Consider the following 20,254-nt stretch of genomic DNA (forward strand, 5'->3'; position numbering starts at 1 on the left):
GGGCCGCCATCTCGACTGCGCTCGATGAGCGGGGAAGGCCCGCTCGACGAACGCCGCGAGTTGTCAGATCACTTGACGAGGTTCTCGTTCGTCAGCTTCTCGACTCCTGCCTCGGCCTTCTCGACGAGCGAGGCCGGGGGCTCGAAGTGCGAGCCGTACTTCGACGCGAGGTCGCGGGCGCGGGCGACGAAGCCTGCGATGCCGCCCTCGTAGCCGTTGATGTACTGCACCACGCCACCCGTCCACGCCGGGAAGCCGATGCCGAAGATCGAACCGATGTTCGCGTCTTCGACGGAGGTGAGAACACCCTCGTCGAAGCACTTGATCGTCTCGAGCGACTCGGCGAAGAGCATGCGCTCCTTCATGTCCTCGAACGGGATCTCCGTCGAACCGGACTTGAAGTGGTCACGGATGCCCTGCCACAGCAGCTGACGCTTGCCTTCGGCGTCGTAGTCGTAGAACGCCTTGCCGTCCTTGCGGCCGGTGCGGCCGTTCTCGACCATCCAGTCGATGACCTCGTACGAGCCGTGCTGCGGGGCCTCGCCACCGGCGGCGACGATGGCCGCCTCGGTCTCCTTGCGGATCTTCTGCGGCAGCGTCAGGGTCAGCTCGTCCATGAGCTGCAGCGGCGGAGCCGGGTAGCCGGCCTGGCTGCCCGCCTGCTCGATGAACGCGGGCTCGACGCCCTCGCCGACGGCGGCGACGGCCTCGTTGACGAAGGTGCCGATCACGCGCGAGGTGAAGAAGCCGCGGCTGTCGTTGACGACGATCGGCGTCTTGCGGATGGCGAGCGTGTAATCGATGACCTTGGCGAGGACCTCGTCCTTGGTCTTCTCACCGCGGATGATCTCCACCAGCGGCATCTTGTCGACGGGCGAGAAGAAGTGGATGCCGATGAAGTCCTCGGGACGGTTGACGCCCTCGGCGAGGATGGTGATCGGCAGGGTCGAGGTGTTGGAGCCGAGGACCGCGTCGGGCTCGACGATGTCCTGGATCTCCTGGAACACCTTGTTCTTGACCTCGACCGACTCGAACGCGGCCTCGATGACGAGGTCGACGCCCTTGAAGTCGGCCGGGTCGATCGTCGGGGTGATGCGTGCGAGCAGCGCGTCCGACTTCTCCTGCGTGGTCTTGCCGCGCGAGAGCGCCTTGGCCTCGAGCTTCTCCGAGTAGCCCTTGCCGCGCTTGGCGGCCTCGATGTCGATGTCCTTGAGGACGACCTCGATGCCCGCCTTGGCCGACACGTAGGCGATGGCAGCGCCCATCATGCCCGCGCCGATGACGCCGACCTTCTTGGCCTGGAACTTCTCGACACCCTTCGGGCGCGAGCCGCCGCCGTTGATGTGCTGCAGGTCGAAGAAGAACGCCTTGATCATGTTCTGCGCGACCTGGCCGGTCACCAGCGACACGAAGTAGCGGGTCTCGACCTCGTCGGCGGTGTCGACGTCGACGTATGCGCCTTCGACGGCTGCGGCCATGATGGCGCGCGGCGCCGGCATGTTGGTGCCCTTGATCTGCTTACGCAGGAGGGCGGGCAGTGCGGGCAGGTTGGCTGCGACGGCCGGGTTGGTCGGTGCGCCGCCGGGCATCTTGTAGCCCTTGACGTCGAACGGCTGCTGAGCCTCGGGGTTGGCCGCGATCCACGCCTTGGCGGCGGGGACGAGCTCCTCGATCGAGCCGACGACCTCGTTGACCAGGCCGGTCTCCTTGGCCTTGGTCGGGTTCAGGCGCGGGCCCTGCAGCAGGACGCCCATGAGGGCCTGCTGGATGCCGAGAAGGCGCACGGTGCGGACCACGCCGCCGCCGCCGGGGAGCAGGCCGAGGGTCACCTCGGGCAGGCCGAGCTGGTTGCCCTTGACGTCGGCTGCGACACGGTAGTGGCAGTGCAGGGCGATCTCGAGGCCGCCGCCCAGGGCCGCGCCGTTGATGGCGGCGACGACCGGCTTGCCGAGGGTCTCCAGGCGACGCAGGACCTTCTTGAGGCCGTTGGTGCGGTTGGTGATCTCGGTGGCGATCTCCTCCTTGGACTTGTCGCCGCGTCCCGACGTCATGTCCTTGAGGTCGCCGCCGGCGAAGAAGGTCTTCTTCGCCGAGGTCAGGATGACACCGGTGATGTCGTCCTTCTCAGCTTCGAGGCGATCGACGGTGGCCGACATCGAGTCGATGTACAGCTGGTTCATCGTGTTGGCGCCCTGGTTGGGGTCGTCCATCGTCAGGACGACGACGCCGTCGGCGTCCTTCTCCCACGAAATCATGTTGTCAGTCATGAAAGTCTTTTCCTTTTGTTCCGTGGCCGTCAGAGGCGCTCGATGACGGTTGCGACGCCCATGCCGCCGCCGATGCAGAGGGTGACCAGGCCGTAGCGGCCGCCGATGCGGTCCAGCTCGTCCAGGGTCGAGCCGAGGATCATCGCGCCGGTGGCGCCGAGCGGGTGACCGAGGGCGATGGCGCCGCCGTTGATGTTGACCTTCTCGTGGGGAACCTTGAGGTCCTTCATCCACTTCATGACGACCGAGGCGAAGGCCTCGTTCAGCTCGAACACGTCGATGTCGTCGACGGTCAGGCCCGCGCGCTTGAGGGCGAGCTCGGTCGACGGGGTCGGGCCGGTGAGCATGATCGACGGCTCGGAACCGATCTCGCCGTACGAGACGATGCGGCCGCGCGGAGTCAGGCCGTTGCGTTTGCCCGCCTCCTCGGAGCCGATGAGGACCAGGCCGGAGCCGTCGACGATGCCGGAGCTGTTGCCGCCGGTGTGGACGTGATTGACCTGCTCGACGTTCGGGTACTTCTGCATCACGACGTCGTCGAAGCCCGCCATGGCAGCGAGGCCCGCGAACGCGGGCTTGAGCTTGCCGAGGCTCTCGACGGTGGTGCCGGGACGACGGTGCTCATCGTTGTCGAGGAGCGTGACGCCGTTGATGTCCTTGACGGGGATGATCGACTTCGAGAAGCGACCCTCGTCCCACGCCTGTGCGGCGCGACGCTGCGACTCGGCTGCGTACGCGTCGACGTCGTCGCGCGAGAAGCCCTCGATGGTCGCGATGAGGTCGGCGCCGATGCCCTGCGGTGCGATGTAGTTGTCGTACGCGGTGGCGGGGTCCATGAAGAGCGCGCCGCCGTCGCTGCCCATCGGCACGCGCGACATCGACTCGACGCCGCCCGCGAGGACGAGGTCGTCGAAGCCCGAGCGGACCTTGGCCGCAGCCAGGTTCACGGCCTCCAGGCCGGAGGCGCAGAAGCGGTTGATCTGGGTGCCGGGCACTGTCTCGCCGAGACCCGACGTGAGCGCTGCGGTACGTGCGATCACGGCGCCCTGCTCGCCGACCGGCGACACGACGCCGAGAACGACGTCGTTGATGTCCTTGGGATCGAGATCGCCGTGACGGGCGAGAAGTCCGTCGATCAGACCCGAGACGAGATCGATCGGCTTGACGCTGTGCAGCGAGCCTCCGCGCTGCTTGCCACGGGGCGTGCGGACCGCCTCGTAGATGAATGCTTCGTCGGACACAGGTGTTCCTTTCACACGAACCTCAGATGGTTACGACCATGAGGCTAACCCCCAATAACGGTTTTGGCTATAGCGGGAGGTCAGATGCCTACAAATTCATCCAGACTTCGGCTATGGTCGGTTCACCATGACGTCAACTTCAGGTGTGCGCCGCGCCCGGTCCAACGACCGCAGGCGCCAGCTGATCGACGCCGCGACCCTGCTCTTCGCCGATCGCGGATACCCACACGTCAGCGTCGCCGACATCGCCCGGCAGGCGGGCGTCAGCGCGCCGACCGTGTACCGGCACTTCGAGGACAAACAGGCCCTCCTGTACGACGCCGTCCGGGCGTCCGTCGACGACATGGAGACCGCGACCGCGTCGGCGCATCTCGATCGCGCCGACGACCCCGCGGAGGCGCTCGCCCTGGCCGCCGTGCGGTTGAGCATCTCGAATCCGCAGTCGACGTCGTTGTGGAGATGGTCGGGCCAACACCTCTCGGTGGAGCAGAACCGGGACGTCGTCCGGCGCACCCGCGACGTGCTGCGACAGTGGGCGTCGGCCATCGGCTCCACGCGCCCCGACCTGACCGAACGCGAGACCATGTATCTCGCGGGCGCCGTGCTGAGCGTGGTCGGCAGCGTCGTCGGTCGCGCCGTCCGCACGGTTCCGTTGAACGTCGAGGCCGAACTCCTCGCGCTGCTTCGACGGATCCTGCAGCTCACCCCGAGCGACGCGGAACCCCTCGCCCAGCCTGTCGGCATCGACACGCCGAGCACGCGGCGCGACGAGATCCTCGACGCCGCGGCGGAGCTCATCTCGCGCAACGGTTTCGCCGGGACGGGCGTCGACGAGATCGGCGCGGCGGTCGGCATCACGGGGCCGAGCGTCTACAAGCACTTCCCGTCCAAGAACGCCATCCTGATGGCGATCGGCCAGCGCAGCGCCACTCAACTCGACGCGTGGGCGATGGTGGCGTACGCGGCCAGTCCGAGCCCCGAGGTGCGGTTGAGGTCGCTCGTCGACACCTATGTGCATGTGATCACCTCATCGCCCGACCTCATCGTGGCACTGACCAGTGGAAACGTGCTGTCCGGCGATCCGCATGCCGGCGAATTGGTCGCCAGTCAGCGGCGCTATGTGGCACGGTGGATCCAGCTGCTGACCGAGTACGCCCCGGAGCGCAGCGTCGAATCGACGGGACTCGTCGTGCACGCCGCCCTGGCGATCGTGAACGACGCCGAACGACTGCCGCGCAGCACCGCGCGTCCCGAGTTCGCGGCCCGAATGGCGTACCTGATGAAGGGACTCCTCGGTGTCTGACGATCCGGTCAGCTTCAGTCGTGAGGAACTCGTCGACGCGCTCCACCTCGATCACGACTACGCGCTCCGGTTCTGGAACGCCTTCGGCTTCGCACAGGACACCGGGGCGTCGGGCCACCGGTTCACCCGAGAGGACCTCGCCGCCCTCGCCATCTATGTGCAGGGCGACAACGCGATGGACACGTCGGCACAGCTCGCGGCGGCCCGCTCGATCGGCCAGGCGACGGCCCGTCTCGCCGAATGGCAGGCCGAGCAGATCCGGCTGCTCTCCGCGAACGACGGCGTCGCCGCCACCACCGACCAGATGATCGACGCGCTCGCCCACCTGCAGACGCTCGTCTGGCGGCGTCACCTGGAGTCGTACATGCGCGCGCCCGAGGCGGCCGATCACGAGGTCGACACCATCGTGGGATTCGCCGACATCGTCGGCTACACGTCGATGTCTCGCCAGTTGGGGATGGCCGACCTCGAGAATCTGCTCGAGAGGTTCGAATCCTCGGCGCACACGATCGTCGTGGAGAACGGCGGACAGGTCGTCAAGACGATCGGCGACGCCGTGATGTTCACCTCGCCCGACGCCCGCGCCGCCGCCGAGACCGCCGTCGCCCTGCACGTGGTGGCGTCCGACGGCGAGATCCCAGCCCTGCGGATCGGGATCGCCCGAGGTCACGCGCTCACTCGACTCGGCGACGTGTTCGGCGAGCCGGTCAACATCGCCGCACGCCTGGCCGGGTCGGCCCGTTCCGGCACCACGCTTGTCGACGAGAACCTGTCCGAGGACCTCAAGGGCGACGAACGCTTCTACGTCAGCTCCATCCCGACGCTGTCGGTGCGCGGGTACCGCCGCCTGCACGCTTGGTCCGTCGTCCGGAACCGGCACTGGGACGAGCGGCGCTGACCGCGTAATTCGCCTCGCTCATTGTCGTACCCCTGTCGTAGCGTTGTCGTATGACGAGTCGACACGACACCTCCGCCGCTGTTGAAGCCGTCGATCTGGTGAAGCGCTTCGGCGATTTCACGGCGGTCGACGGCGTCAGCTTCTCCGTGCCCGCCGGAACCGTGCTCGGCATGCTGGGACCGAACGGCGCGGGCAAGACGACCACGGTCCGCATGATGACGACGCTGAGCGCACCGACGTCGGGCACGGCCCGGATCAACGGATTCGACGTGCACGACGACCCGGACGCCGTCCGACGCAGCATGGGACTCACCGGGCAGGCCGCGACCGTCGACGAGCTGCTGACCGGCCGCGAGAACATGCGGATGATCGGCGGCCTCTACGGCATCGGCCGGAAGGCGTTGAAGGAACGCACCGAGCAGTTGCTCCACCAGTTCTCGCTCACCGACGCGGGCGACAAGACTGTCCGCGAGTACTCCGGGGGCATGCGTCGTCGCATCGACCTCGCCGTGAGTCTGATCGCCGCGCCGCCCGTCCTGTTCCTCGACGAACCGACGACCGGACTCGATCCGCACAGCCGCAACGAACTGTGGGACGTGCTACGCGGCCTCGTCGCGGCGGGGACCACCCTGGTGCTGACCACCCAGTATCTGGAGGAGGCCGATCAGCTCGCCGACCGGATCGTCGTCATCGACGCGGGCCGCATCATCGCCGAGGGGACTCCGCTGGAACTCAAGACGCAGGCGGGCGCCGCGAGCCTGATCACCACCGTCACCCACCCGGCCGACCTGCAGGCGGCCCGCACGGTCCTGCGCACCGTCGTCGACGACGTGTTCATCGACGAACACGCCCGCACGCTCACCGTTCCGGCAGGCGGTCTCGCCGACCTGACGCGCGTCGCGGCGCTCCTCGACGAGTCGGGAATCGCGATCGACGACCTCGGGCTGTCGCGCCCCAGCCTGGACGACGTCTTCCTCTCCCTCACCGGCCACAAGGCCGACCGCACCGTCACGACCACCGATTCCGATTCCGTTTCCGAAGAAGGAGCGAGCGCATGAGCGCCCCCGCGATCGACCCCCGCCTCGCGATCAATCCGCCGAGCGTGTGGCGTCAGACGGCGATCATGGTGCAGCGCAGCATGATCCACACCAAGCGGATGCCGGAGATGCTGTCCGACGTCACGGTGCAGCCGATCATGTTCGTCGTGCTGTTCGCCTTCGTGTTCGGCCCGGCGATGCCGATCCCCGGTGGCGGCAGCTACCGCGAGTACCTCCTCCCGGGCATCATGGGTCAGACCATCGTGTTCACCGCGTTCATCGTCGCGAACGGGATCACCGCCGACGTCGACAAGGGCATCGTCGACCGCTTCCGGTCCCTGCCGATCAATCGGACGTCGTATCTGGTCGGTCGTGCCATCGCCTCGCTCATGCACTCGTCGATCGGCATCGTCGTGATGGCGTTGACCGGCCTGGTGATCGGCTGGCGGATTCACAACTCGTTCCCCGAGGCGGTCCTCGCGTTCGCCCTGGTGTTGGTGTTCGGTTTCGGGATGATCTGGTTCGGCATCCTCATCGGATCGTGGCTCAAGTCGGTCGAGGCGGTGAACGGCTTCATGTTCACCCTGCTGTTCCCGCTGACGTTCCTGTCGAACGCGTTCGTGCCGACGGACCCGATGGCGACATGGTTGCGGACCATCGCCGAATGGAATCCGGTGTCGTCGCTGGTCCAGGCGATGCGTCAGCTGTGGGGCAACGGCCCCCACGCACCCGACTCGGCGGCCCTCCCACTTCAGCATCCGATCCTGGCGACGATCCTGTGGTCCGTGGCTCTCACCGCGGTGTTCGCGCCGTTCGCCCTGCGCGCCTTCCGTCGACGCACCGCCGACTGACGGTCTCACCGGCGATCGCGCCTGCTCCGAAGCGTCGTGCCGAGAAGAGCTGCTCTTCGGAACTGAGGGTACGTAGATAAGGCGCGGGCTCTCGGCCAACTCGATCAGTACGAGGGGCGGACCGTCGGCACCAAGTCACCGGAGCGAGTGCAGCCCGGAGCGGGCCGCGACCCCTGTGATTCCAAGCGGTTGGTTGTGAACAGTCACTGTGGCACTCGGGTGCGCTCGACCCAGGTGCCGACGCGCTCCGACAGTCGAAGAGTCGACACTACTGTCGTGTTCCGAAACTAGCCGCCCCCTGTCGGCGGCGGGACGGAGGGGGACTCGGAATCGTTCACATCTGCCCACATCGACCAAGTCCGGCACAGTGTTTCCGCCTGCTCCCTCACTCGATCAGGAATCTCGAAGTAGAGGTCCTCGGCACCGCCGATCAATGAATACTCGGTTCGATCTTCAGCGACTCCGCACATTCCCCATTGCACGTGGGCTCGTGCCAACCAATCCGACCGAACCATGAGCCACTCCGCACCACCCGGCTCAACGTGTACCTTTCCAGGAACGGATACTGAGTCCCCTTCGGTCGCAGAACTCGACTTCATACCCAGACTCTCGGGCGTCCCCAATATGGCAATCCGAGATATGTCGCCGCGGCGCATTTGAAGGGCAAGTATCGTCGCCGGCCGCTTTCCGACATTCCGAACCAGATAGTTGGCGAACTCGATATCCCCCAGCGCATTCTTGTCGAAGGACTCCCGAGGTAGTTCGACAACAGTCAGCGAAGCCCTGTCACTCTCCATCACGTTGCTCGCGACCTCCAGCGAGTTCAACGCCGCCCATGCACTGAAGGCCGCCGCCAGTGCTGCCGCAATCGGAGCCAACATCCCCAAGAACTTAAGAAACTTCTTTAGCCGATCTACCATGCGACAGCAAGCTCCCATGATTTGCGTGTTCATTCGCTAATCAATGGTAGCCGACGAATGTAGTCATCGACTCAAAGGATGCTTTCATGTCGACGCTCCGACTGAAATCTGGGCGAACCCACTCAACGTCCGATAGAGCAGCTCTGCGCTCCGATACTCAGGAGCCCGTCTCGCCGCCTGCCCGCTGCGCACCCATGAGGCCGAGGACCGGTGTGGTCACCTTCTCCAGCGCGGCGACCGTCGACGCCTGTCGTTGTGCGAACTCGGCGACGACGCCGGACAGCTCGGCCTGCACTTCGGCGAACTTCGCAATCGTCTCGGCCAGCTTCCGCTGCTGGACGATGAAGTCCTGCAACGGCTGCGCGATGGCGCCGGCCACGCCTGTCGCGCTGCCCGCCAGACCTGTCACCGCGCCGCTCAGCTCTGCGACCTGCCGAAGCAACTCCTCGGGATCGGCCGCCGCGCCGGCCACCCCGCGGATGCGGTTGATCGTCTCCCCCGCCACCTTGAGCGCCTGCTCCTGCGATTTCGCGAACAGGCCCATCGCCTCGCGCGCCTGCTGTGCGCCGTCCTCCTCCGACATGGGCGAAGCGTAGCGCGCTCGGACCGCTCACACGCCCCGAGTCCCGTTCCAGATCACAGCGCAGTGTCCGTGAGCCCCGGGTCCAGGTTGGTCCGTACGGACGACACGGAAGTCGCATCACCGATGTCCGGCCGACCGGTAGGTTGATTCGAATGGTGGCGACATTGTTGACCAAAGGCGCGAACACGCCCCTCACAACCGGCGACTCCGACCTGTCTCCCCGGATTCAGATCGCGATCGAAGTCGCATCGGACGGAGGCATCACCACAGACACCAGCGCACTGCTCCTCGGCGTCGACGGCCGGGTCCGATCGAACGACGACCTGGTGTTCTACAACCAGCCGAACAGTGTCGACAACTCAGTCCAGCTCCTCCCTCGATCAGACGACGATGTCACGACGAGCCGAGACTGCGTCATCATCGACCTCGCAGTCGTGCCGTCGGATGTCGACCGCATCGTGCTGTGCGCAAGCATCGATCCCGACACCGACGCGACGTTCGGCGACGCCACGAGCACCACGCTTGTGGCAGAGTCGGGCGACCACACGATCGCGACGTTTCCCGTCGACGGCCTCGCCACCGAGCGGGCCCTGATCCTCGGCGAGGTGTACCGTCGGGACACTCAGTGGAAGCTCAGGGCGGTCGGTCAGGGCTACGCGGATGGGCTCGGACCGTTGGCCGCCGAGTACGGGATCGACGTCGACAACTCCGCACCCGAGCCCACACCCGATGCTGTCCCAGCTCCTGACGATGCCGTTGTGGAGCCGACTCCTGAACCGAATGTGCAGATCAAGCGTCAGCGGCGCGCGCCTCGACTTCCCGCCGACTGGCTGGAGCGAGCCACCCCGTATCTCCCCGTGCCCGCACCGACGCCCTTCCATCCGTCCCGGCTGTTTCCGGTGATCGGCCCGAAGTCCTCGAGCGAGCAGGAGGTTCGGGCGACGTCGATATTCCTGTCCACATTGGAGATCGTCCGAGAGTTCGGCCGGGCCGTGATGGCGGCGATCGGCGCGCCCGGAGGCAGAATCGAGACGTTCGTCGAGCCTGCCTTCCCGTTCAACGGATCCGAAGCACGACCCGACGGGCTGATACGCGTCACGCGCGGTTCGACGACATGGACGGCCCTGGTCGAGGTCAAGATCGGCACACGACGGCTCGACGCCGAGCAAGTCGGCACCTATCTGGCCGTCGCCAAGGATCGCAAGTACGACGCCGTGATCACCATCAGCCCACAGTTGAGTCCGACCGCCGGAGGGTGGGGCGTCCAACCCGACGCACGTTCGGTCAAGTCCGTCGCGCTCCACCACATCGCCTGGGAAGAGATCATCACGATCGCGTCGACCACGTTGCACCACACCGGCGTCGATGATCGGGAACGGAGCCGACTGCTCCACGAGTACCTCGTCTACGCCACGCATCCGGCGAGCGGACTCGGTGTGTTCGATGACATGGGCAAGTCGTGGGTCCATGTCCGTGACGGGGTCAAGACGCGCACTATCAGCGCACGCGACTCGGCGCCACTCGATGTCTGCGAACACTTCGACCGTCTCATCCGGCATTGCGCACTCCAGTTGACCGCGATGCTCGGCCAACGCGTCCAAGCGATACCGCCGGCAGAGCACAAGGACACTGTGAGTCGGGCTCGACAGCTCGCCGACTCCGGCAAACTGTTCGGGACTCTCCGAACGGCAGGCGTGGTCGGCGCGCTCATCGTCGAAGCGGATCTGACCCGGGACAAGGCAAGCTGCTCTGTGACGGTTCCGGCGTCTCGATCGGGTCGGCCGCTGACCCACGTCAACTGGCTTCTCCGCCAGCTGTCCGACGTCGCCCCGAAGACTCGGATCACTGTTCATCACGCCGGATGCCGTGAAACGACCGCAGTACTGATCGGCGACGCCCGCGAGCAGCCCACACTCCTGGTTCCCGCGGACGGACGTACGATCCGCGAGTTCACGGTCACCGTCGAACAGACCGTCGGCACCAAGCGGGCAGGGTCGTCGACGGCATTCGCCGCGACGATCACCCACCTGGTCAACACGTTCTACGCAGACGTTGCGTCGTCGTTGAAGCTGCCGAGCTGACCGCGGCGGGTCAGTCGGTGTGCGAGAGAGCGTCGAGCGGGTCGGCGTAGATGGCATCGAGGGCGACGGCTCCCGCGGCCTTCTGCTGAACGGTGATCGCCGAGCGTGCCACGCGGACGTCCCGCTGGGTGACGACCGACGTCGCGCGGAGGGCCTTGCTGACCGCGGGCAGCGCCTCGGGGTAGTCGGTGAACGCCTGACCGCCGAGGATCACGTGATCGGGGTTGAAGATGTCCGAGATCAACGCGACCGTGCGCCCGAGGACCTCGGCGCGCTCGCTGAGGATGTCATGGGCGACGGTGTCGCCGGTCCGGGCCGCGGCACGCAGCTCGTCGATCGACGTGACCGACAGGCCGGCCTTCTCCGCGGCGTACAGGACGCCCGAGTCGCCGACGGTGTCCTCGAGTCGACCCGTGTTGTCGGGGTCGAGCAGCGTGGTGGCCCCGGTCGGGAAGTGACCGATCGTCGGCGGACCGGCGGCGGGCGTGTGAACCGTGCCGTCGACGCTGAACGCGATGCCGACCATCTCACGCGCGTAGAAGTAGAGGAAGTTCTGGCCCTGGTCGGACGGTGTGTTCACGACCAGCTCCGCGGCGGCCATCGCCTCGACGTGCGATGCGACCGACACCGGGAGGCCGATCGTCTCCGCGATCACCCGACCGACCGGCACCTTCGACCAGCCCAGGCGCGGATGGTCGACCACACCGCCGTCGGCGACGCGTCCACCGATGGCGACGCCCGCCCACAGCAGACGCTTGCCGACCCACCGGTCGGCGAAACGACGGGCCGACTGCCCGACCGCCGCGACGACCTCCTCGGCGGTCGCGGCCTGCGGGGTGGGGATCGCGATGGCCCCGACCACACGGTGCATGAGGTCGTGCGTGGTGATCGACGTCGTCTTGTATCCGATGTGGATGCCGACCGTGAGAAAGCCGGTCGTGTTGATCTCGAACGGCACGCGCGGACGTCCGACCGCACCGGGCGGCGTGAGATCGGCGCGCTCACGGATCAGACCCGCCTTCAGCAGGGCGCTGACCTGGCGGTTGACCGTCGAGATCGAGAGGCCGGTCGCGGCGGCGGTGTCGTCGCGGAACACCGGACCCGACACTCGAGCGGTACGGAGGACGAGTGCGGCGGCCTTCGTAGACAGCTGCAGGCCGGCGGTCGCGACATGCGGTGCGGAGGGCGACGGCACCGCGCGGAGTCGAACCGGAGCGACGTCGACGGTCGTGGCGGGGATGGGACGAGCAAGGGTGGAGGTCATGAGATCGGGTCCTAGTGCCGGACGCGCGACACGGATCTACCGTGCGCAACGTTCACGAATGCCCGCAGATCGCGGGCGGGGAATGGGCTGGTTCAGCGCATTCGGCGACAACAGAGGACCCGTGCCAGCGGCAGGCGGCATCCCAGAGCGGTGGTCACGTACGTGACCTCCGGGATTGCGTGCAGCTGGCGAGTCATGCCCCGAAGCTAGCAAGCCGCCGCGCCGTGAGGCAAGTGAGGTGCGCCGTCTACGGTGGAAAGGTGACCACCGCCACGCTCGCATCCACATCCGCCGAGGCTTTCTGACATGGGCGCCGTCTACCTCGTGAGACACGGCCAGGCGCCCGCGCACGCCTACGGGGTCGGCGAGGCCGACCCGGCGGCGCCCGGACTGACCGAACTCGGATTCGCGCAGGCCAGGCGGACGGGCGAGTTGCTCGCACGTCTCGTTCCGACCTTCGACGCCGCGATCTCCGGCGACCTCCCCCGCCAACGCGCCACGCTCTTCGCCGTCCTCGAGGCATTCGACGAACGTCCCGCCCACGAGGTGGACGCCGACTGGGACGAGTACGCGCTGCCCGCATCGCTGATGACGACCGCAGCCGACCTCTACGCCGACCGTGCCGCGTATCAGCGCGTACTCGACGCCGGTCTGAACGGATGGATCGCCGGAACCGAGTCCGGCGAGGAGACGTTCGTCGAATTCCTCGCCAGGACGCGAGCCGCGGCCCAGCGCGCGGCCGCCCTCGCGGGCTCCGGACGCAACGTCCTGGTCACGTCGTCCGCGGGCACCATCGGGCTGCTCATCGCGCAGCTGTGGGGAATCCCGCCCGCGGACTGGCCCGCCGTGTCCAGGACGTTCGTCAACGCGTCGATCACCAAAGTGCTCGTCGGACGCAGCGGTCTCACCGTCGTGTCCGTGAACGAGCACGGCCACCTCGCCGCCGATCGGATCGCGACGTTCCGGTAGAGGCGCGGCTCGATCATCGTCTCGACCCTTCGACTCGCAAGCTCGCTCAGTGCAAGCCTTCGACTCGCAAGCTCGCTCAGGACGGCGCCGCGCTCGACGAACCGGGCTCGACCACGCTCGGCGAGCGGGGCCCGCTACGCCCGGTGCAGGTTGGGGCCGGGGCGAGTGAGCACCGCCTGCGGGAGGACAGCCCAGCGGGACAATTGGGTGACGGCGAACGCGACGGTCGCGACGTCGTCGGCGGAGATCATCTCGTCGCCGGGGATCGCGCCCTCGCCCTTCGTCCACTCCGACATGTCGGTGTCGACGTACCCGGGGGCGATCGACGTCGCCGCGACGCCGTTCACCGACTCCTCGAGGTTGAACGTCTCGCACATCGAGATCAGCGCCGCCTTGGTGGCGCCGTAGGCCGCCATCTCCGGCTCGGGATACACGCCGGTGATCGACGAGATCGCGACGATCTTCGCGGCGCCGGCCACGTCGACGGCGGTCCGCAGGCTCGGCAGCAGGCCCTGCATCAGCTGGAACGGTGCACGAACGTTGACCTGGTACAGACGGTCGAATCGTCGCGCGGGGAAGTCGGCGAACCCGCCCTTGAGGCCCATGCCCGCGTTGACGACGAGCGCGTCGGTCCGACCGTACTCCTCGACGTGCCGCGCGATCAGCGCGGCGACGGCGCCCTCGTCGGTGGAATCGGCCGCCACCGACAGCACCCGGCCCCCGTGCTCGCGCAACAGTTCGGCCCGCGCGTCGAGGGCTTCCTGTCCGCGGGCGCTGATCGTCAGGTCCCAGCCCTCGCGCGCGAACCGGTCGGCGACGGCCGCGCCGATCCCGCGTGAGCCACCGGTCACCAGGGCTACCTTGCGTGTGCTCATTTCACGGCCTCCAGACCTCGTGCGATGAATGATGCGGTCGCCTCCACGGCCTTCTCCGCGCCCGCCGCACCGGACGACCCGCCCTGCAGTGCTCGGTGGGTGATGCCTTCGGCGATGACGCCGAGTTTCAGGTTCGCCAACCCGAGATAGAAGTCCCAGTCGCCCAAGTCGGCTCCGGTGGCCCGCGAGTAGCGGTCGGCGAGCGAATCGGGGTCGGGGATGCGGTCGCTCGTCCACGCGGCGTCGAACCCGAGGACCGACGAGAACACCGGCTCTCGGTACACGCACATGAGAGCGACGTCGGTGATCGGGTCGCCGAGCGCCGACAGCTCCCAGTCGACGACGGCGGCCACGCGCCCGGGGTCGCCGGGCGCCAGGATCGTGTTGTCGATGCGGAAGTCGCCGTGCACGATCGTGCTGCGTCCCGACGTCGGGACCCGTTCGGACAGGGCCGCGACCAGCCGGTCGACGTCGCCCAGTTCGCGGGTCTTGACGATCCCCCACTGCCGCGCCCACAGTTTGACCTGGCGTGCCGCGAAGCCCTCCGGACGGCCGAAGTCGCCAAGACCCACCGCCGCGTAGTCCACGGCGTGCAGGTCGGCGAGCACCGCGATCAGCGCGTCCGTCGCGGCCTCGACCTGCTCGTCGGTCAGGTCGGCGAGATCGTCCGACGAGCGGATCACATCACCGTCGACGAACTCGACGACCGTGCACGGCGCGCCGATCACCTCGCCGGACCTGTCGATCGCGATCGTCGGGGCGACGGGAACACAGGTCTGGGCGAGGGCGGACGTCACGGCCCACTCGCGTTCCATGTCGTGCGCCGACGGGGTGAGCCCGCCCATCGGCGGACGTCTGACGACCCAGTGGCTCACGTCGTCGCGCACGTCGAACGTCAAGTTGGAGCGGCCTCCGCTGATCAGGTCGATCCGCAGGTCGCCGACGACGTCGACCTCGTTGGCGGAGAGGAGTCGCCGCAGGTCGACGTCCCGCAGGCCCGGATGGTCGGTCACTCCTGACGCTCCTTGCGGACACGGCCGACGGCGCGTTTGGCGATGGCCCAGCGGTGGACCTCGGACGGCCCGTCGTAGATGCGGAACGGACGCAGCTCGTTCGCGATGCGCACCAAGGGCAGATCCTCGGAGACGCCGAGGCCGCCGCACATCTGGATGCTGCGGTCGGCGACGCGCGAGAACGCCTCGGCTCCGAAGGTCTTCGCGATCGAGGTGGCGTCCGAGGCGTGCGAGCCCTGGTCGAGTTCCCAGCATGCGCGGACCAGGAGGGCACGGGCCGCGGCGAGGTCGATCTCGTTGTCGGCGACGAGCTGCTGGATCATGCCGAGATCGCCGAGCCGACCGCCGAAGCCCTGCCGCTGTTCGACGTAGCCGAGCGCCACCTTGTGCGCCCGTACCGCCGACCCCATCCAGCGCATCACATGCGTCATCCGGGCCGGACCGAGCCGGACCTGCGCGTAGCGGTATCCCTCGTCGACGGCGCCGAGCACGTCCTCGTCCGACACGAAGACGTCGGCGAACGTCATCTCGCAGTGCCCGCCGATCATCGACTTGTCGGTGGTGTGGATGTGGCGGTCCACGCTGATGCCCTCGGTCTCCGCGGGCGCGAGGAACATCGTCGCACCACCGCGGTCGCCCGGCTGTCCGGACGTGCGGGCCATGATGATGAAGAAGCCCGCCCCGTCGGCGCCGGTGATGAAACGCTTGCGGCCGTTGATCTTCCAACCGCCGTCGACCTTCGTCGCCGTGGTGTTGAGGGCGTTCGGGTCAGCGCCCGCGCCCGGCGACGGCTCGGTCATCGCGAAGGCACTGCGCACGTCGCCCGCGGCGAGCGGCGCCAGGTACTCGTGGCGCTGACGTTCATCGGCGACGTGCGCGAGCATGTGGACGTTGCCCTCGTCGGGGGCGCCGATGTGCAGTGCGACGGGGCCGAACGTCGACGCGCCTGCGGCCTCGAAGACGGGTGCACGCTCGGACATCGTCAGTCCGAGACCGCCGAACTCGACGGGTGCGTGGGGCGCGAAGACACCCGCAGCCTTGGCTTTCGCGTTGAGATCTCGCCGCAGATCGTCGCCCCCTGCCGCGGCCACGTCTCCGTGGAACTCGTTCTCGACCGGCAGCACGTGCTCGGCGATGAACAGTTCGGTCCGGGCGATCAGTTCGACCACTTCGGGCCGGTACGACAGGTCGATCGACATGCTCTCCCCATTTCTGACCGAGCGCTCGCTCGGTCCGTTCGGGAACACTGTCCCACGAGACCCACGTCACGTCAAGAAGGTGAGGGTCAGCGCTCGTGATAGCCGACGATCGCGCGCGCATACTCGAGATTCCGGGCGATCAGCTCGTTCGCCGACATCTCCCCGTCCACCCGGTACCACGTCGAGACGCCGACGCACATCGTCGCCACCGCCCGCGCGGCGCCCTTCGCGTCCGACGTGTCGAACACGCCCGCGGCCACACCGTCGATGACGATCTCGTCGACCATCCGCTGCTGGCGCGTGCGGTGCCCGATGTACGTCGGGCGGTACTCGTCGTCGAGGCTCCGAAGCTCGGTCGACCCGACGAACGCCTGCTCACGTCGGAACATGTGGAAGCGCAACAGCGATTCGACGACGGCGTCGAACCGAGTCAGCGGATCGTCGCCCGCCTCCTCGATCGCCTGCGCCGAACGACGCAGAAGGTCGGTCATCGTCAGCTCGAGCAGCCCCTGCAGAAGCGACTGCTTCGACGGGTAGTGGTGATAGAGGCCCGGCACGGAAAGCCCTGCGCGGGAAGCTATGTCGCGCACCGATGTGCCGTGGTAGCCGTGCTCCATGAACGCTTCGAGCGCTGCGCTCAACGGCGCCGGAAGGTGGACGGCGCCGTAGTCGCGCCACGATCCGGTCGTCTGTCGGGTCATCGAGTCAGCTCCGCTCCGCCGAGGTCGGCAGCATCATGCGCACACACACCGCGACGAGTCGGTCGCGATCGAGGTCCAAGCGACCCTCGGTCCACGAGGCGAGGACGCGGCCGAGGCCGCCCACCTGGAAGTGCGCTGCGGCCATCGTCTCATCGACACGTGCGATGCGCCCCACCTGGGCCGCCGACTCGGAGGTGAGGGCAGCGAACAGTTCCAGCGACGCCGCCCTCCTACCTGCGAGAACGGGACTGTGCAGCGTGTCGGAGAAGATGAGTCTGCCTTTGCGTCGGTCGGAGTCGATCACGTCGACGATCGCCTCGACGGCCGCCTGGACCTTGTCGTGCGGATCCTGACCGGACGCGAACGCAGCCGCCGCCCGCTCGGCGATCTCCGCGATCACGCCGTCGTAGGTGGCGCTCGCGAGTGCGTCGATGTTGTCGAAGCTCTCATAGAAGTAGCGCGGCGTGAGACCCGCGCGGGCGCATATCCCCCGGACGGTCACGGCGCCGCTCTCCGGTTCGGTCAGCATGCCCAGGCTCGCGTCGACGAGCGCCGCGCGGCGACGGGCCACCCTGGCGTCGCCCGCTTCGCCCCCGTACGAACGGAGTTCGTTCGCTGTCTCACCCGGCTTCGTCACGGAGTCCATACTGACATTCCATTCCTTGACAGCGGACGACGTCACGCGTTGAATCGATAACAGGAAACAATCGTTATCACTTGGAGTTGTCATGACTGCACAGCCGATCGAGTCCTTCGAAGCCGACTCGATGCCGCGGGCCACCCGCGTCGAGCTCGACGAACAACAGATCGACGACCTGACTCTCCTCGGGCCCGCACTCCTGGCCGGACCCGCGAACGTGATCATGCAGCTCACTCTGCCCGCCGTCGGCTACGGGGTCTACGAGAGCAAGGTCGACACCGGCAACCTGTACAAGCACCCGATCAAGCGGACCCGGACCACGCTCACCTACCTGGCCGTCGCCGCGATGGGCGACGCCGAACTGCGCCGCAAGTACCGGCAGGCCGTCAACAAGTCGCACGCCCACGTCCGCTCGACGTCGTCGAGCCCGGTGAAGTACAACGCCTTCGACCCGAAGCTCCAGCTGTGGGTCGCCGCCTGCCTCTACCGCGGATGGGAGGACATGGTCCGCCTGTACGGCGACCCGTCCGCCATCACCGAAGAGGCGTACCGCCAGGGCGCGATCATGGGCACCACCCTCCAGATGCCCGCCGAGATGTGGCCCGCGACCCGCGCCGACTTCGAGGCGTACTGGAACGAGACCGTCGCGAGCATGGAACTCGACGACGTGATCCGCAGCTACCTGAAGTCGCTGGTCAGGTTCCAGTTCGCGGCGAAACCGGTCTCGATGATCCTGGGCCCGTGGTCCGAGCTGCTCACCGTCGGCTACCTTCCGCCCGAGTTCCGCGACAAGCTCGGCGTCACCCAGACACGCACCCAGAAGCGTATCTTCGACGCTCACAACGCGGTCCTGCGCGCCGCGGTCAAGGTCATGCCGCGACCGCTCCGCCAGTTCCCGTTCGGGCTGCTGCTCATGGACGTCCGCTGGCGGATCCGCACCGGCCGCCCGCTCGTCTGACCGTCACGCCCCCACGTGGACGGCGCGGGTCGAGTCGTCGATCGTCGACGCCGATCCCCCGACGCGGAACGTCGCGCCCCGATGGTTGTCCGGGAGACGATCACCTCGCCCGAACAGCTTGTTCCTCAGCGACCCCGGCCGATATTCGGACTGGTAGGCGCCACGTGCGTCGAGCGCCGGAATCACATGATCGACGACGTCACGGAACGACCCCGGAGTCACCGCGTACGCGACGTTGAATCCGTCGACGTCGGTGTCGTCGACCCAGTCGATCAAGGTCTCCGCGATCTCGTCACCCGACCCGATGAGGACGGGTCCCATCCCGCCGATCCCTCCCCACGCGGCGACGTCGCGCACCCGCCACGCCTCACCGTCCTCGTCCGCCTGCGAGAACGCGGCCACCGCCGACTGGATCGCGTTCGACTCGACGGCGCCGATCGGGTCGTCGAGGCTGTACCGGGACAAGTCGATGCCCATCCAGCCCGACATGAAGACGAGTGATCCTTCGTCCGACGCGTACCTCCGGTAGTCGGCGGCCTTCGCCCGGGCCGCCTCCGGCGTGCTGTCGGTGATCACCGTGGCGAGCGTGTATATCCGGGCGTCGTACGGGTCTCTACCCGCTGCGACCAGTGCGTCCCGCGTGCGGGCGACCACGTCGCGCAGGATCGTCTTGGTCGGGGCGGCGACGAAGATCGCCTCGGCGTTCTCTGCCGCGAAACGACTTCCGCGCGTCGAGGCTCCCGCCTGGTAGACGACCGGCGTGCGCTGGGCGGACGGTTCGCTCAGGTGGATGCCCGGCACCGTGAAGTGCTCACCGCGATGCCCGATGTGGTGGACCTTCTCCGGGTCGGCGAACACACCGGCGGCCCGATCGCGTCGGACGGCGTCGTCCTGCCACGATCCCTCCCACAGCTTGTACAGGACCGTCAGATACTCGTCGGCATGGTCGTACCGTGCGTCGTGATCGAGGAGGCCCGCGTCGCCCATGTTGCGGACGGCGGCCGGCAGGTAGCCGGTGACGACGTTCCATCCGATGCGGCCGCGGGTGAGATGGTCGAGCGTCGACAGCCTGCGCGCGAACGGGTACGGATGCTCGAATCCGGTGCCGGTGGTGACGCCGAATCCGAGGTTCTCGGTGGCGTGCGCCATCGCCGAGACCAGCAACAACGGGTCGTTCACGGGGATCTGTGCACCTTGCCGGATCGCGGCCTCGTCGGTACCGGCGTACACGTCGTACGTGCCGAGCACATCGGCGATGAACAATCCGTCGAAGCGTCCGCGTTCCAGGAGCTTCGCCAGGTCCACCCAGTAGTCGAGCGTGTTGTAGTCCCACGACCGATCGTCGGGATGGCGCCACAGCCCGGGCGACTGGTGGGCGACGCAGTTCATGTCGAAGGCGTTGAGACGGATCTGGCGGGTCATGGCCCCGATCCTGCGACCGCCGACCGCTCCCG

Annotated in this window: 18 protein-coding genes; 7 read left to right on the plus strand and 11 right to left on the minus strand. The window is 67.5% G+C overall.

All coding sequences use genetic code 11. The features are described 5' to 3' along the window. Positions 1-68: 68 nt before the first annotated feature. A complete protein-coding gene (locus GYB83_RS10255; protein ID WP_161895383.1) occupies positions 69-2,267 on the minus strand; it encodes a 3-hydroxyacyl-CoA dehydrogenase NAD-binding domain-containing protein in 2,199 nt (732 codons plus the stop codon). A 29-nt stretch (positions 2,268-2,296) separates the two neighbouring features. Beyond that, on the minus strand, positions 2,297-3,508 hold the full coding sequence (locus tag GYB83_RS10260; protein ID WP_161895384.1) for an acetyl-CoA C-acetyltransferase: 1,212 nt from the start codon (positions 3,506-3,508) through the stop codon (positions 2,297-2,299). A 127-nt stretch (positions 3,509-3,635) separates the two neighbouring features. Here GYB83_RS10260 and GYB83_RS10265 point away from each other — a divergent pair, with 127 nt between their 5' ends. From GYB83_RS10265 to GYB83_RS10280, 4 genes are read left to right on the plus strand one after another with little or no spacing between them, the layout of a single operon-like run. Next, positions 3,636-4,811, plus strand: a complete 1,176-nt coding sequence (locus tag GYB83_RS10265) for a TetR/AcrR family transcriptional regulator (protein ID WP_161895385.1) — start codon at positions 3,636-3,638, stop codon at positions 4,809-4,811. Continuing rightward, on the plus strand, positions 4,804-5,709 hold the full coding sequence (locus GYB83_RS10270) for an adenylate/guanylate cyclase domain-containing protein (protein WP_161895386.1): 906 nt from the start codon (positions 4,804-4,806) through the stop codon (positions 5,707-5,709). Before GYB83_RS10265 ends, GYB83_RS10270 begins: the two co-directional genes overlap by 8 nt. A gap of 50 nt (positions 5,710-5,759) precedes the next feature. Continuing rightward, on the plus strand, positions 5,760-6,767 hold the full coding sequence (locus GYB83_RS10275; RefSeq protein WP_161895387.1) for an ATP-binding cassette domain-containing protein: 1,008 nt from the start codon (positions 5,760-5,762) through the stop codon (positions 6,765-6,767). After that, positions 6,764-7,597 carry an ABC transporter permease gene (locus GYB83_RS10280; protein WP_161895388.1) on the plus strand — a complete coding sequence of 278 codons (834 nt, stop codon included), beginning with the start codon at positions 6,764-6,766 and terminating at the stop codon, positions 7,595-7,597. The genes GYB83_RS10275 and GYB83_RS10280 overlap by 4 nt, the downstream gene beginning before the upstream one ends. A gap of 287 nt (positions 7,598-7,884) precedes the next feature. Here the strand turns inward: GYB83_RS10280 and GYB83_RS10285 are convergent, their stop codons facing one another. Continuing rightward, positions 7,885-8,550, minus strand: a complete 666-nt coding sequence (locus tag GYB83_RS10285) for a hypothetical protein (protein WP_161895389.1) — start codon at positions 8,548-8,550, stop codon at positions 7,885-7,887. 124 nt (positions 8,551-8,674) lie between these two features. Then, positions 8,675-9,100 (minus strand): hypothetical protein, encoded by a 426-nt coding sequence (locus tag GYB83_RS10290; protein WP_161895390.1) that lies wholly within the window; start codon positions 9,098-9,100, stop codon positions 8,675-8,677. A 152-nt stretch (positions 9,101-9,252) separates the two neighbouring features. Between GYB83_RS10290 and GYB83_RS10295 the strand changes: the two genes are divergently transcribed. Then, a complete protein-coding gene (locus GYB83_RS10295; RefSeq protein WP_161895391.1) occupies positions 9,253-11,181 on the plus strand; it encodes a TerD family protein in 1,929 nt (642 codons plus the stop codon). A gap of 10 nt (positions 11,182-11,191) precedes the next feature. Here GYB83_RS10295 and GYB83_RS10300 read toward each other — a convergent pair whose 3' ends face one another. Further along, entirely contained in the window at positions 11,192-12,445 is a 1,254-nt protein-coding gene (locus GYB83_RS10300) for an ROK family transcriptional regulator (RefSeq protein WP_228461370.1), read from the minus strand. Between the two features lie 306 nt (positions 12,446-12,751). Between GYB83_RS10300 and GYB83_RS10305 the strand changes: the two genes are divergently transcribed. After that, positions 12,752-13,414, plus strand: coding sequence for a histidine phosphatase family protein (locus GYB83_RS10305; RefSeq protein ID WP_161895392.1), 663 nt, complete (start codon positions 12,752-12,754; stop codon positions 13,412-13,414). A gap of 134 nt (positions 13,415-13,548) precedes the next feature. Here GYB83_RS10305 and GYB83_RS10310 read toward each other — a convergent pair whose 3' ends face one another. From GYB83_RS10310 to GYB83_RS10330, 5 genes are all read right to left on the minus strand, one after another. After that, a complete protein-coding gene (locus tag GYB83_RS10310) occupies positions 13,549-14,289 on the minus strand; it encodes an SDR family NAD(P)-dependent oxidoreductase (protein WP_161895393.1) in 741 nt (246 codons plus the stop codon). Continuing rightward, positions 14,286-15,302, minus strand: a complete 1,017-nt coding sequence (locus GYB83_RS10315) for a phosphotransferase family protein (protein ID WP_161895394.1) — start codon at positions 15,300-15,302, stop codon at positions 14,286-14,288. Before GYB83_RS10315 ends, GYB83_RS10310 begins: the two co-directional genes overlap by 4 nt. Next, positions 15,299-16,501: an acyl-CoA dehydrogenase family protein gene (locus tag GYB83_RS10320; protein WP_161895395.1), complete on the minus strand. Its 1,203-nt coding sequence runs from the start codon at positions 16,499-16,501 to the stop codon at positions 15,299-15,301. The genes GYB83_RS10315 and GYB83_RS10320 overlap by 4 nt, the downstream gene beginning before the upstream one ends. A gap of 86 nt (positions 16,502-16,587) precedes the next feature. Next, positions 16,588-17,202, minus strand: coding sequence for a TetR/AcrR family transcriptional regulator (locus tag GYB83_RS10325; protein ID WP_161895396.1), 615 nt, complete (start codon positions 17,200-17,202; stop codon positions 16,588-16,590). 4 nt (positions 17,203-17,206) lie between these two features. Then, positions 17,207-17,848 (minus strand): TetR/AcrR family transcriptional regulator, encoded by a 642-nt coding sequence (locus tag GYB83_RS10330; RefSeq protein WP_161895397.1) that lies wholly within the window; start codon positions 17,846-17,848, stop codon positions 17,207-17,209. A gap of 82 nt (positions 17,849-17,930) precedes the next feature. Between GYB83_RS10330 and GYB83_RS10335 the strand changes: the two genes are divergently transcribed. After that, positions 17,931-18,800: an oxygenase MpaB family protein gene (locus GYB83_RS10335; protein ID WP_161895398.1), complete on the plus strand. Its 870-nt coding sequence runs from the start codon at positions 17,931-17,933 to the stop codon at positions 18,798-18,800. A 3-nt stretch (positions 18,801-18,803) separates the two neighbouring features. Here GYB83_RS10335 and GYB83_RS10340 read toward each other — a convergent pair whose 3' ends face one another. Then, complete coding sequence (locus GYB83_RS10340; protein WP_161895399.1) at positions 18,804-20,222, minus strand: LLM class flavin-dependent oxidoreductase; 1,419 nt, start codon at positions 20,220-20,222, stop codon at positions 18,804-18,806. Positions 20,223-20,254: the final 32 nt, after the last annotated feature.

This window comes from Gordonia spumicola (assembly GCF_009932475.1).
Lineage (GTDB): Bacteria > Actinomycetota > Actinomycetes > Mycobacteriales > Mycobacteriaceae > Gordonia > Gordonia spumicola.

What these genes read in the sequence shown, in the direction of transcription:
- GYB83_RS10290 (WP_161895390.1), bottom strand. Translation starts at nt 9,100, where the DNA reads ATGTCGGAGGAGGACGGCGCACAGCAGGCGCGCGAGGCGATGGGCCTG.
- GYB83_RS10330 (WP_161895397.1), bottom strand. Translation starts at nt 17,848, where the DNA reads ATGGACTCCGTGACGAAGCCGGGTGAGACAGCGAACGAACTCCGTTCG.
- GYB83_RS10335 (WP_161895398.1), top strand. Translation starts at nt 17,931, where the DNA reads ATGACTGCACAGCCGATCGAGTCCTTCGAAGCCGACTCGATGCCGCGG.
- GYB83_RS10265 (WP_161895385.1), top strand. Translation starts at nt 3,636, where the DNA reads ATGACGTCAACTTCAGGTGTGCGCCGCGCCCGGTCCAACGACCGCAGG.
- GYB83_RS10255 (WP_161895383.1), bottom strand. Translation starts at nt 2,267, where the DNA reads ATGACTGACAACATGATTTCGTGGGAGAAGGACGCCGACGGCGTCGTC.
- GYB83_RS10310 (WP_161895393.1), bottom strand. Translation starts at nt 14,289, where the DNA reads ATGAGCACACGCAAGGTAGCCCTGGTGACCGGTGGCTCACGCGGGATC.
- GYB83_RS10300 (WP_228461370.1), bottom strand. Translation starts at nt 12,445, where the DNA reads ATGACCTCCACCCTTGCTCGTCCCATCCCCGCCACGACCGTCGACGTC.
- GYB83_RS10275 (WP_161895387.1), top strand. Translation starts at nt 5,760, where the DNA reads ATGACGAGTCGACACGACACCTCCGCCGCTGTTGAAGCCGTCGATCTG.
- GYB83_RS10305 (WP_161895392.1), top strand. Translation starts at nt 12,752, where the DNA reads ATGGGCGCCGTCTACCTCGTGAGACACGGCCAGGCGCCCGCGCACGCC.
- GYB83_RS10280 (WP_161895388.1), top strand. Translation starts at nt 6,764, where the DNA reads ATGAGCGCCCCCGCGATCGACCCCCGCCTCGCGATCAATCCGCCGAGC.
- GYB83_RS10295 (WP_161895391.1), top strand. Translation starts at nt 9,253, where the DNA reads ATGGTGGCGACATTGTTGACCAAAGGCGCGAACACGCCCCTCACAACC.
- GYB83_RS10320 (WP_161895395.1), bottom strand. Translation starts at nt 16,501, where the DNA reads ATGTCGATCGACCTGTCGTACCGGCCCGAAGTGGTCGAACTGATCGCC.
- GYB83_RS10285 (WP_161895389.1), bottom strand. Translation starts at nt 8,550, where the DNA reads ATGAACACGCAAATCATGGGAGCTTGCTGTCGCATGGTAGATCGGCTA.
- GYB83_RS10340 (WP_161895399.1), bottom strand. Translation starts at nt 20,222, where the DNA reads ATGACCCGCCAGATCCGTCTCAACGCCTTCGACATGAACTGCGTCGCC.
- GYB83_RS10325 (WP_161895396.1), bottom strand. Translation starts at nt 17,202, where the DNA reads ATGACCCGACAGACGACCGGATCGTGGCGCGACTACGGCGCCGTCCAC.